The organism is Pseudoalteromonas sp. L23 (genome assembly GCF_021728455.1).
Classification (GTDB): Bacteria; Pseudomonadota; Gammaproteobacteria; order Enterobacterales; family Alteromonadaceae; genus Pseudoalteromonas.
On record NZ_JAKKCW010000011.1, the window covers coordinates 144,837 to 160,053 of the forward strand.

17 protein-coding genes are annotated in these 15,217 nt (G+C 43.1%); 3 read left to right on the forward strand and 14 right to left on the reverse strand.

The features are described from left to right. Positions 1-54 precede the first annotated feature (54 nt). The 7 genes from L3V43_RS17640 to L3V43_RS17670 all read right to left on the reverse strand — a co-directional run bounded on the left by L3V43_RS17640 (position 55) and on the right by L3V43_RS17670 (position 8,106). The gene (locus tag L3V43_RS17640; RefSeq protein ID WP_237117046.1) at positions 55-660 is read right to left on the reverse strand and encodes a GNAT family protein; all 606 of its coding nucleotides are present in this window, start codon (positions 658-660) and stop codon (positions 55-57) included. Positions 661-744: 84 nt separating this feature from the next. Beyond that, entirely contained in the window at positions 745-1,344 is a 600-nt protein-coding gene (locus L3V43_RS17645; protein WP_237117045.1) for a LysE family translocator, read from the reverse strand. Positions 1,345-1,492: 148 nt separating this feature from the next. Next, complete coding sequence (gene prpF, locus L3V43_RS17650; protein WP_102058338.1) at positions 1,493-2,668, reverse strand: 2-methylaconitate cis-trans isomerase PrpF; 1,176 nt, start codon at positions 2,666-2,668, stop codon at positions 1,493-1,495. A 2-nt stretch (positions 2,669-2,670) separates the two neighbouring features. After that, positions 2,671-5,265, reverse strand: a complete 2,595-nt coding sequence (gene acnD / locus L3V43_RS17655) for a Fe/S-dependent 2-methylisocitrate dehydratase AcnD (protein ID WP_237117044.1) — start codon at positions 5,263-5,265, stop codon at positions 2,671-2,673. 74 nt (positions 5,266-5,339) lie between these two features. Then, a complete protein-coding gene (gene prpC / locus L3V43_RS17660; RefSeq protein WP_237117043.1) occupies positions 5,340-6,461 on the reverse strand; it encodes a 2-methylcitrate synthase in 1,122 nt (373 codons plus the stop codon). 77 nt (positions 6,462-6,538) lie between these two features. Further along, the gene (gene prpB / locus L3V43_RS17665; protein WP_237117042.1) at positions 6,539-7,417 is read right to left on the reverse strand and encodes a methylisocitrate lyase; all 879 of its coding nucleotides are present in this window, start codon (positions 7,415-7,417) and stop codon (positions 6,539-6,541) included. A 14-nt stretch (positions 7,418-7,431) separates the two neighbouring features. After that, a complete protein-coding gene (locus L3V43_RS17670; protein WP_237117111.1) occupies positions 7,432-8,106 on the reverse strand; it encodes a GntR family transcriptional regulator in 675 nt (224 codons plus the stop codon). A gap of 246 nt (positions 8,107-8,352) precedes the next feature. Here L3V43_RS17670 and L3V43_RS17675 point away from each other — a divergent pair, with 246 nt between their 5' ends. The 3 genes from L3V43_RS17675 to L3V43_RS17685 all read left to right on the forward strand — a co-directional run bounded on the left by L3V43_RS17675 (position 8,353) and on the right by L3V43_RS17685 (position 10,362). Continuing rightward, positions 8,353-9,093 carry a transporter substrate-binding domain-containing protein gene (locus L3V43_RS17675; RefSeq protein ID WP_217448611.1) on the forward strand — a complete coding sequence of 247 codons (741 nt, stop codon included), beginning with the start codon at positions 8,353-8,355 and terminating at the stop codon, positions 9,091-9,093. A 19-nt stretch (positions 9,094-9,112) separates the two neighbouring features. Next, positions 9,113-9,838 carry a transporter substrate-binding domain-containing protein gene (locus L3V43_RS17680; RefSeq protein WP_237117041.1) on the forward strand — a complete coding sequence of 242 codons (726 nt, stop codon included), beginning with the start codon at positions 9,113-9,115 and terminating at the stop codon, positions 9,836-9,838. Between the two features lie 176 nt (positions 9,839-10,014). Continuing rightward, a complete protein-coding gene (locus L3V43_RS17685; protein ID WP_010603817.1) occupies positions 10,015-10,362 on the forward strand; it encodes a RidA family protein in 348 nt (115 codons plus the stop codon). A 142-nt stretch (positions 10,363-10,504) separates the two neighbouring features. On the opposite strand, the gene L3V43_RS17690 is transcribed toward L3V43_RS17685, so the two are convergent. From L3V43_RS17690 to L3V43_RS17720, 7 genes are all read right to left on the reverse strand, one after another. Further along, the gene (locus L3V43_RS17690; protein WP_237117040.1) at positions 10,505-10,702 is read right to left on the reverse strand and encodes a transposase; all 198 of its coding nucleotides are present in this window, start codon (positions 10,700-10,702) and stop codon (positions 10,505-10,507) included. Between the two features lie 225 nt (positions 10,703-10,927). Continuing rightward, complete coding sequence (locus L3V43_RS17695) at positions 10,928-11,581, reverse strand: hypothetical protein (RefSeq protein ID WP_237117039.1); 654 nt, start codon at positions 11,579-11,581, stop codon at positions 10,928-10,930. Between the two features lie 148 nt (positions 11,582-11,729). Further along, complete coding sequence (locus L3V43_RS17700; RefSeq protein ID WP_229604058.1) at positions 11,730-12,173, reverse strand: hypothetical protein; 444 nt, start codon at positions 12,171-12,173, stop codon at positions 11,730-11,732. 113 nt (positions 12,174-12,286) lie between these two features. Next, positions 12,287-12,523, reverse strand: a complete 237-nt coding sequence (locus L3V43_RS17705) for a hypothetical protein (RefSeq protein WP_237117038.1) — start codon at positions 12,521-12,523, stop codon at positions 12,287-12,289. Positions 12,524-13,143: 620 nt separating this feature from the next. Continuing rightward, positions 13,144-13,755, reverse strand: a complete 612-nt coding sequence (locus L3V43_RS17710) for a hypothetical protein (RefSeq protein WP_237117037.1) — start codon at positions 13,753-13,755, stop codon at positions 13,144-13,146. Positions 13,756-13,874: 119 nt separating this feature from the next. After that, entirely contained in the window at positions 13,875-14,312 is a 438-nt protein-coding gene (locus L3V43_RS17715) for a cold shock domain-containing protein (protein WP_235367418.1), read from the reverse strand. A 126-nt stretch (positions 14,313-14,438) separates the two neighbouring features. Further along, on the reverse strand, positions 14,439-15,158 hold the full coding sequence (locus L3V43_RS17720; RefSeq protein WP_237117036.1) for a hypothetical protein: 720 nt from the start codon (positions 15,156-15,158) through the stop codon (positions 14,439-14,441). Positions 15,159-15,217: the final 59 nt, after the last annotated feature.

Genomic DNA, 15,217 nt, shown 5'->3' on the forward strand with positions numbered 1-15,217 from the left:
AACGGACCCAGCCGATACTTTGCTTTACATAAATGCACACTTTAAGCTTCATTATTATTGTGGCAATGCTTTGTAAATAGAATACAGAGGAACAACGCACTGCCACTCTTCCTGAGAAATAGAGTACACAGCTTGGTTGAAGCACTCGTTCCGATAAACACCTGCACGACGTAATATGCCATCAAAGTTCCCACCAAGTTGCTCAACCAACCGGCGTACTAAATCATTACGCTCGTCGACTCTAAATTCAACCAAAGCGAAACCTAGCGTATTCAAATACTCTGTCACGAATAAACAAAACACCTTGTCGAACAGAGTATCATGGATAAACCAACTCTCTTCTACCAGCACTTTTTTGGCCGCTGAGTCATCGACTGTAATTAAGATCATGCCAAGCATTTCGCGCGTTTGAGTTTGCCGCACACAAATACAGTGCTTTGATTTATCTTCAGCTGCTTGTAAAAAAGGTACTAGCACTCTTTGTTGTCGTAACTTTAATAACTCTTCGGCATCGTACTCTTCACCATATCTAAGCGAAAACAGACGCTCCAACCGTTGATATTCACCCGCTCTTAACGTTCTCAAAGCAAATGCCGAGTCCGAAAATTCAACACGGATGTCACTTATGGGGACGTTGTTTTCATCTGGTGGGGCGATCATTGGCTTTTCTGAGTGACGGTTGCATAACTCAGATTATTACATCTATTCAAGTCTAAAAGCTATGCCTGTGACTTCCCATCAACCTCAAACGACAAATAGCCAGTAAAGAACGAGCACAACCAAAGTCAACGCAAAACCAATTCGGATCCGTTTAAGTACGGTCTCATCATTCAGTGTTTTAAAAATCACACCACCTAATACCAGCCACATTGTGTCGACCACTATCGCCACCACGTAGCACACGCTAGCGGCAAGTAGCGTAGCAACTAGGTTTGAGCTTGCCGGCACCGAAGCCGTCGCTAAAATAGCGATACAAGCCGCGTAGGCTTTGGGGTTGAGGAGGTTAAGAATAAACCCATCTTTAAAGCTCGGTAGCTGCGCACCTGCACTGCCAAGCGCCGCGTTGTTTGCTGCAATTTTGTAGGCAACATAAATTAAGTAGGCGGCTGCAAGCCATTTGAGTACAAGCGTCACCTGAGGCTGACTCACCAGTAACCCTGCAATTCCAGTGGCTGCAAAGATCACCGCAACAAGCAATCCTGCCAAAATACCTGCTAAGAATGGGAAGCCTTTTTTAACACCTTGACTCGCCCCCGTTGCAGCCAGCGCAAGTGGCGCAGGACCGGGTGAACCAAGTAACACCGCGGTTGTGATTGCCACAGAAAGTAAAGCTTCAAACATCATATCGTCCTTATGAATTTCAAGTCTGCATGGTGGAAATCAAAGAAGAAGCCGAATGACAGGCACACCTTAACGACCAAGCAACAACTAGGGAGTTTTCTTATGTAGAGAATAAGGCTCTTGGGAACAGAGCCTTTAATTTAGTATGGAGCTACGCCTCTGGGACGCGAACTCGGCCTTCCATTAGCACGCGAGCGCTGCGGCTCATGACGGCTTTTTTAGCTTGCCAACGACCAGACTCTTGCAGTGCTTCAGCGCCAACCTTTAAGGTGCCTGACGGATGTCCAAAGGTCACGGAGTTAAGATCACCACCACCAGCGGCTTCGTTAACTAGGGTGCCAGGAATTGCCGCCGCGGTTGCTATCGCCACAGCGGCAGTTCCCATCATCGCATGGTGCAACTTACCCATAGATAAGGCGCGAACGTTTAAGTCGATGGTATTGGCTGCCACCGCTTTACCGCTCGACGCAGCATAAGATTTAGCAGGTGCAACGAAGGCAATTTTTGGGGTATGTTGGCGAACTTTCGCTTCGTCAATATGACCTATTAAACCCATTTTAACTGCGCCATAAGCACGGAACTTTTCAAATCGCTCTAGTGCAGCTGGGTCTCCATTAATTGCTTCTTGTAACTCTGTACCTTCATAACCTAAATCGGAAGCACGGAAGAAAAGCGTTGGGATCCCGGCACTTATCATGGTCACTTCAAAGGTGCCTTCATCAGGCACAGTTAACGTATCGACGAGATTGCCCGACGGAAACATATCAACATCTGGGTCGCTTGGATCCATAAACTCAACCACCACTTCTGCTGCTGGGAAAGTTACGCCATCCAGTTCAAAGTCGCCCGTCTCTTGCACTTCTCCATTGCTGATTGGAACATGCGCTACTATGGTTTTGCTAATATTCGCCTGCCAGATTTTAACGACAGCAACACCATTCTCTGGCACTTTATTCGCATCGACTAAGCCATTGCTGATTGCAAATGCCCCCACCGCAGCCGTTAAATTGCCACAGTTTCCGCTCCAATCAATAAATGGTTTGTCGATAGCAACCTGACCAAATAAGTAGTCCACGTCATGGTCGGCTTTGTCGCTTTTACTTAAGATCACGGTTTTGCTGGTACTGGAAGTTGCACCGCCCATGCCATCGGTATGTTTACCATAGGGATCTGGGCTGCCAATCACACGTAGCAGCAAGTTATCTCGCGCTTCACCAGGTTGCTGCGCGTACTCGGGTAAATCTGTTAAATTAAAGAACACCCCTTTAGAGGTGCCGCCACGCATATAAGTGGCGGGAATTTTAATTTGCGGCTTAAATTGACTCATGGTTATACGCCTTCCGCTTCGAGGAAGTCTTGAGCGAAGCGCTGCAGTACACCACCTGCAGAGTAAATAGACACTTCTTCAAAGGTATCTAATCGACAAGTCACAGGCACCTCTAGACGCTCACCACTTTGACGGTTAATCACGAGAGTTAATGTAGCACCTGGTGCCGGTTCACCCTCAACGTCATAGGTTTCTGTGCCATCGAGCTCAAGCGTTTTTCGGGTCGTGCCCGCTTTAAACTCAAGCGGTAGTACACCCATACCGATTAAGTTAGTACGGTGAATACGCTCAAAGCCTTCCGCTGCGATAACTTCTACCCCAGCTAAACGCACACCTTTTGCAGCCCAGTCACGAGACGAGCCTTGGCCATAATCTGCGCCAGCAACGATGATCAGCGGCTGTTTACGCTCCATGTAGGTTTCGATGGCTTCCCACATTCTGGTGACTTTGCCTTCAGGCTCAACACGCGCCAGTGAACCTTGTACTACTTCACCGTTTTCTACCACCATTTCGTTTAACAGTTTGGGGTTGGCGAATGTCGCACGCTGCGCCGTTAAGTGATCACCTCGATGTGTCGCGTATGAGTTGAAATCTTCCTCTGGTAAGCCCATTTTGGCCAGATATTCACCCGCCGCACTGCTTGCTAAAATCGCATTCGATGGCGATAAATGATCCGTCGTGATGTTGTCGCCTAAAATCGCTAATGGACGCATGCCTTTCATGGTACGCTCGCTCGCGAGTGCCCCTTCCCAATAAGGAGGACGACGAATATAGGTACTCGTTGGACGCCACTGATAAAGTGGGTCGTTGTCTTCACCATAGTCTACCGTGAGGTCAAACATTGGCTCATAAACGGCGCGGAACTGCTCTGGTTTTACGCTTTCTTTGATCACCGCATCGATTTCTTCATCGCTTGGCCAGATATCTTTAAGCGTGACCGGATTGCCCTCTTGGTCACGACCTAAGACACCATTTTCAATATCAAAGCGCACGGTGCCTGCAATTGCATAAGCCACAACCAACGGTGGTGAAGCTAAGAAGGCTTGTTTTGCGTAAGGGTGAATTCGACCGTCAAAGTTACGGTTACCCGATAACACTGCCGTTGAGTATAAATCACGATCAATCACTTCTTGTTGAATTTTCGGATCAAGTGCACCACTCATGCCATTACAAGTCGTACAAGCAAAAGCAACGACACCAAAACCGAGCTGCTCAAGCTCAGGTAGAAGCTTTGCCTCTTCCATATAAGAACGTACCGCTTTTGACCCCGGTGCAAAAGACGTTTTCACCCAAGGTTTACGAGCAAGGCCTAATTTATTGGCATTACGTGCTAGCAAGCCTGCGGCAACTACGTTGCGTGGGTTACTGGTATTCGTACAGCTGGTGATAGCAGCGATGATCACCGCGCCATCTGGCATCAAGCCATCTTTTGGCGCTTCAATCTCTTTAACGATACCTTGATTAGCAAGGTCGTTAGTTGCAACGCGGCGATGCGGATTTGAAGGACCGGCAATATTACGCGTCACCGTCGACAAATCAAACTTAAGTACACGCTCGTACTGCACGTTTTGTAAAGAATCAGCCCAAAGCCCTGTCAGCTTAGCGTATTTTTCCACCAACTTGATTTGCTCGTCATCACGGCCTGTGAGCTTCAAATAATCAATGGTTTGCTCATCGATGTAGAACATGGCCGCGGTTGCGCCATACTCTGGTGTCATGTTTGAAATTGTCGCACGGTCACCTAAATTAAGGTCTTGCGTACCTTCACCAAAGAACTCTAAGTAGCTAGAAACTACGCGCTCTTTACGCAAAAACTCAGTGATCGCCAGTACGATATCCGTTGCGGTGATCCCCGGTTGGCGTTTGCCAATGATTTCAACACCAACAATATCCGGCAATCGCATGTATGAAGCACGGCCAAGCATCACGCTTTCTGCTTCAAGGCCACCCACACCAACGGCAATAACACCAAGTGCATCAACGTGTGGCGTGTGGCTGTCGGTGCCAACAAGCGTATCTGGGAAGGCAACACCGTCGCGCGCTTGAATAACTGGCGACATTTTTTCCAAATTGATTTGGTGCAAAATACCGTTGCCTGGCGGGATCACATCAACGTTTTTAAATGCCGTTTTGGTCCAGTTGATAAAGTGAAAACGGTCGTCATTTCGACGGTCTTCAATCGCGCGGTTTTTCTCAAATGCATCTTCTTCATAACCGGCGTGCTCTACTGCCAAGCTGTGATCCACAATCAGTTGAGTCGGTACGACTGGGTTGACTTTAGCCGGATCGCCGCCTTTTTCAGCGATAGCATCACGCAAACCCGCAAGGTCGACTAGCGCAGTTTGACCCAAAATATCATGGCAAACCACACGAGCCGGAAACCACGGAAAGTCCAAATCGCGACGACGCTCGATAATTTGTTCAAGATAATCATTGAGTTTTTCAGGCTCAGCGCGGCGTACTAAGTTTTCAGCAAGGACGCGTGAGGTATAAGGTAAAGTCTCGTAGCTACCTGGTTTGATGGCTTCTACCGCTTCTTTTGTATCGTAATAGCAAAGCTCAGAATCAGGTAAACGTTTACGGAATTGAGTATTCATAACAACTTCCAACAATCGGTGACGGAGAACAGGCGGCCATGGCGACCGCCAGAATAGATTCGAACAGTGTTCGATTAACGCTCAGATATGGCTGGAACTGGGCGTAGCTCCTCGCCAGTATATTCCGCCGATGGACGAATGATACGGTTATCTGCGCGCTGCTCCATAACGTGTGCAGCCCAACCTGTTAAGCGTGACATAACAAAGATTGGTGTGAACAATTTAGTCGGGATCTTCATGAAGTTATAAGCTGATGCATGGAAGAAATCAGCATTACAGAATAGTTTTTTCTCGCGCCACATGACTTCTTCACAGCGTACAGATACAGGGTAAAGTACCGTATCACCCACATCTGCCGCTAGTTTTTCAGACCAACGTTTGATGATTTCGTTACGAGGGTCACATTCTGAATAGATAGCGTGACCAAAGCCCATGATCTTTTCTTTATGCTCAAGCATACCCATCATTTCTTGCTCTGCGTGATCCGCAGATTCAAAGCGCTCAATCATTTCCATTGCCGCTTCGTTTGCGCCACCGTGAAGTGGACCACGTAGAGAACCAATTGCACCAGTAATACATGAATGCATATCAGAAAGCGTTGAGGCACAAACACGAGCTGTAAAGGTCGACGCGTTAAACTCGTGCTCTGCATAAAGGATAAGTGATACGTGCATCACACGCTCATGTAGCTCACTTGGTTTTTCGCCGTGCAATAAGTGTAAGAAGTGTGCACCGATTGAGTCGTCATCCGTCTCTACATCGATACGAACGCCATCATGGCTAAAGCGATACCAGTAACAAATAATGCTTGGGAAACTTGCTAGCATGCGATCGGTTACTTTACCTTGTTCATCAAAACTTGCTTCACCTTCAAGGTTACCAAGCATTGAACAACCCGTACGTAATACGTCCATTGGGTGTGCGTCAGCAGGAATACGTTCTAATACTTCTTTTAATGCCTGCGGCAAACCGCGCATTGCTTTTAGCTCGCTTTTATAAGCGTCTAGTTCAGCTTGATTTGGTAAGTTACCTTTAAGGATAAGGTGAGCCACCTCTTCAAACTGACAATTTTCAGCTAGATCCTTTACATCGTAGCCACGATAAGTCAAACCTGAACCCGACTTACCTACCGTTGATAGTGCTGTTTTTCCTGCTACTTGACCACGAAGGCCCGCGCCACTTAGTACTTTAGCCATATTATTGTCTCCTGAATTTTTTACCTGCTGGGTATTGATATTTTGTGCTGCTGAGCAACCCTCAACAGCTTTAATTTTTACTTATTTTTACCTTCGGCGAATAATGCATCGAGCTTTTGCTCATAATCGTGATAGCCAAGGTAATCATACAAATCCATTCGGGTTTGCATGGTATCGAGTACCGCTTTCTGGTCCCCATTTTCTAAAATAGACTGATACACCAGCTCCGCCGCTTTGTTCATCGCTCTGAACGCACTCAATGGGTATAGCACCATATCTACGCCCCACTCACCTAGCTCAGCTTTGTTCCAAAGTTCTGTCTTACCAAACTCAGTGATATTCGCTAGGATGGGCACATCAAGTGCTTCGCTGAATGCGCGATAGTGTTCTTCAGTTTGTACCGCTTCTGCAAAAATGCCATCAGCGCCTGCTGCAACATAAGCTTTTGCACGTTCAATTGCCGCTTCTAGCCCTTCTTGTGCAAACGAATCTGTTCTTGCCATAATGAAAAAGTCAGGATCGGTGCGCGCATCAACTGCTGCTTTAATACGGTCAACCATTTCTTCTGTCGACACGATTTCTTTGTTTGGACGGTGACCACAGCGTTTTTGCGCTACTTGATCTTCCATATGTACCGCAGCTGCACCTGCTTTTTCCATATCTCGGATGGTTTTTGCAATATTGAATGCGCCGCCCCATCCAGTATCAATGTCGACCATTAAAGGTAGATCACAAGCCGAGGTAATGCGACTTACATCTGCAATTACATCATTTAGAGATGTCATTCCTAAGTCAGGTAAACCATAAGATGCATTAGCAACGCCACCACCAGAAAGATAGATAGCTTGATGACCGATTTTCTTTGCCATCGTCGCGCTATATGCGTTGATAGTGCCGACGATTTGAAGCGGTTTATTGGCTTTTAATGCTTCACGAAATTTTTTTCCTGCGCTCATGATGATGTTCTCTCTTAAAAGTGTGATTGATTGCTTGCTAACTTGGTTGCGATATTATTTTTAGAATATTGAATATGTCGACGCATCAGTATTTCTGCCAGTTCAGGATCGCGGTTACTGATCGCACGAACGATATGTTTATGCTCGTCAAATGCCGTGGTGACGCGGGGACCGGCCATCCCTAACTGCACACGATACATACGTACCAAGTGGTACAGTCCATTGACTAGCATAGAGATAAGACTCGCATTTTTACTGCCAAGAATAATGCGGTAATGAAAATCAAGATCGCCCGCTTCTTGATAATAAGAATGTTGGTTTTTGACTTCATCGAATTGACTCGACAACAAACCTTCTAAGTCTTGAATTTCAGTGTCAGTCATGTTTTGTGCTGCAAGCCTTGCCGCCATCCCTTCTAGTGCTTCACGGATCTGATAAAGCTCCATTAACCCTTCCGGTGTGAGAGTAACAACCCGGGCCCCTACATTGGCTTTACGTTCAACTAAGTGACATGACTCCAAGCGATTAATTGCCTCGCGAACAACCGCTCTGCTGACTTCATACTTTGTCGACAATTCCATTTCGCTGAGCTTAGAACCTGCCGCTATTTCACCTTCTACAATTTCCTTACGCATACGAAAGAATGCTTTATCAGAAGAAGTAACCGCTTGCTCGTCAAAAAAGCTCATCATTAGTTAGCCAGTCTTAGTAATTTAAGTTGTAGACAATATAGTGCTGGTTGACGCGCACGTCAACCAACCAGACTATAAATTGTCGACAATTTATAATATAAGTAGTATTCACCATATTTATAGCTTGTGACAACTAATCAGTCTGGTGTATTTATCTCGATACGGTATCAGGAAAGGATTAATTGCATCGCTTAAAAATCATGCATATTATGAAGATACCTTTACTTTAGCCTGAAGATTACGATGCGGTGTTTTCAAATAGTAATACTTTCCCTGCTGCTAATAAGCGGCTTAGCGCAGGCGAAGATCTATACCGTACTGGTCTATCACGGTGCTAATCCTCCTTACTATTTTGAAGAACAGGGAAAACCCAAAGGTATTTTTGTCGACATTTTTCAAGAGTTGGCAAAACTGACTTCACACCAATTTGAGTTTATGCCGCTCTCTGTCGCCAGAGGACAGCGCTATTTCGACCAAGGAAAAATAGATATTGAACCTGGGATCAATAAAGTATGGCGGGCCGAAGCAGACGTTCCGGGGATTTACAGCATCGACTATGCCTTCTCAACCGAAGTACTGCTTGGGTATCAATCTCGCTGTGTAGGCAAGCATAGGCCTGAGCAGTTTTACGGCGCATTGGTCGGCAAAGTAAGAGGATATCGTTACGATAATTTTGAAGCGCACTTGGGCGAAGACAAGATCGTAGTTTATGAAAATGTATCGGAGAAAGAACTGCTCGCACAGCTTGAACATGAGCGTTTAGACTACATCATGATTGGCTCGGTGACAGCAGACTACTATATTTCACAACAACCAAAGTATCGCAAATTTCAGTCTTGCTATGAAATAAGCCGATTACCCGTACATATGCGCTTGCAGCCTCATCTAACTGAGCTACAAACGGAAATAAATATCGCCTTGCGACGAATGGTTAATGACGGAAAAATAAAATCCATCTATGCTAAATATAGATTAACGCATTAACGTGTGGAGTTGTTTAGTAATGACGAATGCTGTTGTTGGACGTCTACTACTTTTTATTTTGCTGAATAGCCCGTTGCCCTTATGGGCTAAATTGCAGGTTGTTACGGAACTTTCTCCACCCAATCAAACCATAGAAAACCACCAAGTTGCAGGTTCAAGTACCGATCTGGTCAAAGCGATTTTAAAAACAGCTGAACTCGAGGGACAGTTTTCTATTTACCCTTGGGCTAGAGCTTTTAAATTAGCGCAGCATGACAAACATACCTTGATTTATAGCATCGCAAAGACCCCCGCGAGAGAAGACAGCTTTCATTGGATTGGCCCCGTTGCTGTGTTTCATTTAGGGTTTGTTACCAATCGCTATCGTGAGGACATAAAAATTCAATCACTTGAGGATGCCAGGCAATACAAAATAGCAGTTCAGCGTGGTGATATCGCCGAAGGCACACTTAAAGCACTTGGATTTAACTTTGTTCAAACCAGCGACATCGAAAAATCATATGAGTTACTCGTCGCAAATAGGGTTGATTTAGTGATTGATGACCCGCGTTATATCAAAACCATGGCCATAGAGCTTAACCTTCCTGCTGACCACTTTACCTTTTTATACGATGTGGAAGCACTCTCGGTAAAAGGTTACCTTGCAACGAACAACCAGTTACCTTTAGCGATCGTTGAGAGACTACGTAGTGCATTTACTAAGATTAGTAAAACAGAAGCTTACCGACGCGTTTTAGAGCTGTAGCTAAACCCAATTGCTTTAGTTCAAAATACTCTCACGTATCTTGATTTGTGTAGGTAGCAATTAACCGTCGATGCTTTTCACAAAACCAATACCAAGCAAGTAGCTCATCTTATAAAAAAGAGATAACATTTCAGCCTAAACCTGCCGATTACAGTAACGATTAGAAAGGAAAAACAGTGATTGAACGAATTGACACCAAACAACGAATGAGCCGCATTGTAAAACACAATGGTACTATTTATTTATGTGGCCAAGTCTGTAAAGACGCCGAGCAAGGAATTAGGGCACAAACTGAAACCATGCTTGAGAAAGTTGATGAGCTACTTATTCAAGCAGGCAGCGACCGCAAACACATTCTTTCTGCGACAATTTATATTAAAGACATGAAATATTTTGCAGAAATGAACGAAGTGTGGGATGCATGGGTGCCTGAAGGTTATGCACCAGCTCGCGCTTGTGTAGAAGCGAGCATGGCTCGTGATGCATTACTTGTTGAGATTTCGGTGGTCGCTGCAGAAATCTAGTCTAAAAAAATATAAGCCTAGTTTAGACAAGGCTAACTGTTAATCTGTCAGATTTGGTTTTTAGATATTGATCAAATTTGACAGCCGTATTTGACGCAGCAGTGTCAGGTGGTAATGATACCACCTAAAGTAGTGTCCGGATTTATTGAACCACAACAGGCGGGTACGCCGCAGCGCCCGATTTATCATTGTTATACCACGCGTCAAAGCTCGACAAGTCGAGTTTATTTTCGACAATATAACAAAGGGCATATTCAAATGTACCAGGCAAAATTTGCTCAGCGAAATTGATAGAAATGAATTTATTTTGGCGGGATAAGTCTGGCTTATAGTTGGCCATAACAGATTACCGTGGGTGAATAATAGCTATTAGATCACAGTAACCAACTCGATTCAAGGTTAAGAAATAGTCAATCCAAAACCAACAATCCAGTACCTGAAAAGAGTAATTCTACAGCCTCAACGCTGCCATCACCAGTAACTGACCAGAGTGCATTTTGTGCTAAACTGGCGCTCGCGCCAAGCACAAAAGGCGCGTCGGGAAGGCGTCTGGTGGATGGTTTTGTTAGCTGCTTTCACGTTCAACCGCGCTTTTAACGACCATCATAACTAGTGGTTTAAGAAAATTATACAGTTCTCTAGTGTCGCTTGCCGAAATCATAACATCGCCAGTTTCGCTCAATGACGAAAACTTAAGTCGCTCCAGTTTAGGAGTACATTTCCCGCCATTGTGCACAATTGAGTTCCTAATTTCCTTAGCTAAAACGACCTTTGGTGAAGACCACACGTTACCAAGTAATTTTTCGGATAAACAGCTAGAAAATGTTCTATGGAAATTCCTATCAGTGACACGTACTTTGTCTCCTGACAATTTAGCTAAAATACTGACAACCAAGTTTTCGTACGCGTAGTATAAAGAGCAATAAGCGTTTTCGGCTGTCTTCCATAGCGCACCATTAAACCCATCAATTTTCAGGTATTCATTCCATACCTGGTCTAAGGAAACAGGTCGATGTTCTTCTGCAAGACTATGGACTCCGCTGACAAGAAGCCAAGGTAATGTGAACATTCGAGCAGAACCCCACCACTGGGCAGCAAAGTCATCAATATTATCCTTAAAACCAGAGCTCTCTGTCAGGGAAAATAGTTCCTTGATCCAATCACGATCATGAAAATCTTCAAAGCTCAAAGGGCTGTTTTCGATAAATGCTGTTTTCAATGTGGCTCCCTTTAGCAGCTAACGCCCAATTAAGGGGTGAACAACGCCTACACTCAAACCTAAAGCATTGTGCTATAAACACTAAATTTGAAGTAAAAGCAAAAGTGCCAAGCGTTGTGAATTCCTCTTAAATTGCTTGTTATGTGCGTTACTCAAAATCGACTAAGTACTTAAAATGCTCTAAGACAATTAAACCATGTGACAGCAGTAAATTACTTCTCTGAGGGTCAAACCAAGTGCCATTAAATTTAGCACCATGAAACATATTATTCCGCATTCTCGATATATGAGTAAACAATGCTTGTATGTTCCTCTCATTGTTAGGTACAGGCTCCCAAACAATGTTGTTGTTTTCATCTACAACTTGCCTTTTCGGTGGATTTTCCAAAATGTACTCAGCAGACGCTCTATTCTCACCAAGAAGATTAAGAAAGTTAGCTCCTATCTGCTCATTAACAAATCTATCCCAGTCAACGATTATTGACCTACCATTACGTATTCCTTGAAAGTAACCGTGTTTTTTTAAAGAGAATTCATATTGGGAAAACAGCTTAAAGAACTGAAATGCCAAAACATCTAAATTTTCGTTCATAGATTTACTCATTTTCCGAAAGCACATAACGCCCACATAAAAGGCGAGCGTTAGCGAGTCCAGCCCGCGCTTTTTGCGGGCGATTTTTAATGTGCTTGTTATGTGTATTGTAATTATTCTTCGTCATATTCTATGAAGTCCCAAGGAATTTCTTTTTTAAATAACTCTATTGCTCGTTCCATGCGCTCAAGTGGAACATTTTCTTGAAAGACAGTTACAGTTCTGGTTCTTTCTGTGTCATCTCGAAATATTTCAACTAAGAGCGTGTCACCGTCATACAACTCGACGCCTATACCATCTCTTGGGTTTACATCACTAGCGACAATCACATTTTCTGTTTTAGATGACATAAAAGGATTCCATTTCATTATTTACACATAACGCCCGCCTAACACGCAATGTGTTGGCATGGCTTTTTGCGTTGTTTGCCAAAACCATGACAACTAATCATTGTCGGAGTTTAGGCGCTTGTTAAGTTTCAATTGCATTACTTTTTTAGCTTGGGTGCACCTGCTAAAGCCATATTTCACATTAAGTTCAGACCCGTCTGCAATAGATCTCGGTAACTCAGCATAGGCTGATGCCTTTTTCTTATGTACCTTTATACTCAATGGGATTTTCAAATACGGTTTGATCTCACGGCTAATGCTTATTTCATAAAGGCTCCAGTCTTTGTATTGTTCTGGAGCCGAAACATAGATCAAAACTGTATCATCACGGTCAACTACCTGCTCCCACTCGTATTTGATAGAGTTTAACTCTATTTCTTCAAGGTTGCTTACACAAGCTAGTACGTTGCTAATTGGAAACAATACTAAAAAAAGATTATGAATTTTAAAAGGCTCACTAACCGTCCTAGAAACTTAACGCTCCACTAAGGAGCGAGTAATAGTTGGCTAAAATGTGTAGCGAAGCGAAACCGAGCCAACTATTACGAGTCCCGCTTTAGTGGCTTGTTATAAGCCTTGGTTTAATATGTACTTAGCCAAGATTTAGTAACCTGTCCCAGTATAAAATCATATGAATTGCGAAAATCTGAATTGCTTAAATTTCCATTATTTTCGAATGCTGCAACCCTAACTTTTGCTACGACAGTATCCGCTGCTGTTGTCTCAGAATCTCCATGATTAAGTGCTATTGAATATTTTATAGCTTTACTGCCGTTGCACTCATGAATAAATACTCGCTCGTCTCTTGAGGCAAAAGCATGAATGGTGGAAACCATTGTAGGCAACTTAAAGTGTAGCACTTCAAAATCACCTTTGACTTCGTATGTGGAATACCGACCACCATTAATTTCACAAAACTCAGACAGGGACTTCTTAAGCTTTGCGTAACCATTTCTATCACTAAGTAAGCCGTCACCAGTTACAAACCATAACTCTGTTAGATCTATTCCTGAATTATCAAAATGCTGATAGTGGGGTCGATTATCCATTCTTATCTTGCCTATGAAATTGGTATTCTCCTTAGCAATTTGAACCAAATGTTGAGATAAGGTTCTTTCCTCAATTTTTAATTCAGGCGCTGTACTTTTACAGCCAGAAAGAAAAAGAATTAAAAGTAATATGACATATCTCAAGATGCCTCCTTGGCTTATAACGCCGCCATAAGCGGAAAAGTAATTGTTGGCTATAATGTGAAGCGGAGCGAAACCGAGCCAACTATTACGGTTCCGCTCTTCATGGCTTTGTTATGTGTTTATGAATTGCCAGCAATTAAACCAATTACTACAATGACTAACGCAGGTATGGGATATTTAACTGCCAAATTAAAAACACCACCAATAAGGTTACGTAATATAGAAAAGTCTTCAATCCAAGTACCGCAATATGGGCATACAGAATGATCTAAGCTCCCTTTATCTGTAATTATTCTAGGAACTATTTTACGAGAGCATTCCGTGCATTCAATTCTATCGTCTCTGCGTTCTTCTTTTATAACTTTTGATATTATTCTAGTATTTTTTGCTCGAAAGCCTTTTGCCGATTTAGCTGATTCAAAGTCAACTTGGTCACCATTATCAGGAAGGTCTGCCCCAATAATATCCTGTACATTAAAATAATGATCATCACCGAGCTCAGAAGTAATAAAACCGTACCCTTTTTCAGAGCTAAACCATTTAACTTTTCCTTTCACTAGAACCTTTCTCCATAGTGACGACTATACACATAACGCCGCAATATGGGGCGCATTAAGCTTGGCTAAAATTAGCGAAGAATGAGCGCCAGCCAAGCTTTAGGCGTCCCATTTATAATTGCCTTGTTATGAATCACCTACTTTGGGCAAAGAGCTTTTGTTTACAACCTTGAATGTAAGTAAATCTATAACCATTGAATACACTTCATTATTGTTGATGAATACAACAAAAAGATTACCTTCAGAATTTAAGCTAGATTCAACTATACGGTTATACCCTGAAATAATTTCTGTGTATCCTGAGCCGTCTACTTTACTTAAAGCAAAGGTACGTTTATCTGTATAGTCCAACTTACTATCTTTATTTGTATCGCTATTTATAACCTCATAGGATATTCCACGAGTAATTGAGTTTTTGTTAAATTCATTATTAACTAATGGCTTAATATCAATAATTAGTTGTTCAATTGAATCAAATAACCATGCGGCTTGGTTTGTATTTCCATTTATTAGAAGAACATTCTTAGACCGAGTAGGCGTATAGCTGCCACCACTAAAATTTTCATACATTCTGCCTCGTTCTTTTTTCTCTACAGAAAGTTTCTCTGATTCTAGCGGGATAAAATGGAAATCAGTATTACCAACTTTTCGTGGGTAACCCAAACTCCATTTTTCTTCTTTCTTATCGTCCTGAGCCAAGTTCAATGTTGGCTGTTCTACAACATCATCTTTAAAAAAGACTGAGGCTATTTGATAGGAAATAAAAAGTGTCCCTAAAACGATTCCAATGAATAAAACTAACCCATTAAAATTCCAAATCCATTTAAAAAATCTATCCGTTTTCATATGACTCCATGTGATTCATAACGCCCGCATAAGGGGCTGATAATAGTTTGCTAAAATGT

Bases quoted from the DNA above. Each gene is read 5' to 3' on its own strand.
- prpB (WP_237117042.1), bottom strand. From the start codon at position 7,417: ATGAGCGCAGGAAAAAAATTTCGTGAAGCATTAAAAGCCAATAAACCG.
- L3V43_RS17700 (WP_229604058.1), bottom strand. From the start codon at position 12,173: ATGAACGAAAATTTAGATGTTTTGGCATTTCAGTTCTTTAAGCTGTTT.
- L3V43_RS17640 (WP_237117046.1), bottom strand. From the start codon at position 660: ATGATCGCCCCACCAGATGAAAACAACGTCCCCATAAGTGACATCCGT.
- prpF (WP_102058338.1), bottom strand. From the start codon at position 2,668: ATGAGTCAATTTAAGCCGCAAATTAAAATTCCCGCCACTTATATGCGT.
- L3V43_RS17670 (WP_237117111.1), bottom strand. From the start codon at position 8,106: ATGAGCTTTTTTGACGAGCAAGCGGTTACTTCTTCTGATAAAGCATTC.
- acnD (WP_237117044.1), bottom strand. From the start codon at position 5,265: ATGAATACTCAATTCCGTAAACGTTTACCTGATTCTGAGCTTTGCTAT.
- L3V43_RS17680 (WP_237117041.1), top strand. From the start codon at position 9,113: ATGACGAATGCTGTTGTTGGACGTCTACTACTTTTTATTTTGCTGAAT.
- L3V43_RS17675 (WP_217448611.1), top strand. From the start codon at position 8,353: ATGCGGTGTTTTCAAATAGTAATACTTTCCCTGCTGCTAATAAGCGGC.
- L3V43_RS17705 (WP_237117038.1), bottom strand. From the start codon at position 12,523: ATGTCATCTAAAACAGAAAATGTGATTGTCGCTAGTGATGTAAACCCA.
- L3V43_RS17690 (WP_237117040.1), bottom strand. From the start codon at position 10,702: ATGGCCAACTATAAGCCAGACTTATCCCGCCAAAATAAATTCATTTCT.
- prpC (WP_237117043.1), bottom strand. From the start codon at position 6,461: ATGGCTAAAGTACTAAGTGGCGCGGGCCTTCGTGGTCAAGTAGCAGGA.
- L3V43_RS17720 (WP_237117036.1), bottom strand. From the start codon at position 15,158: ATGAAAACGGATAGATTTTTTAAATGGATTTGGAATTTTAATGGGTTA.
- L3V43_RS17645 (WP_237117045.1), bottom strand. From the start codon at position 1,344: ATGATGTTTGAAGCTTTACTTTCTGTGGCAATCACAACCGCGGTGTTA.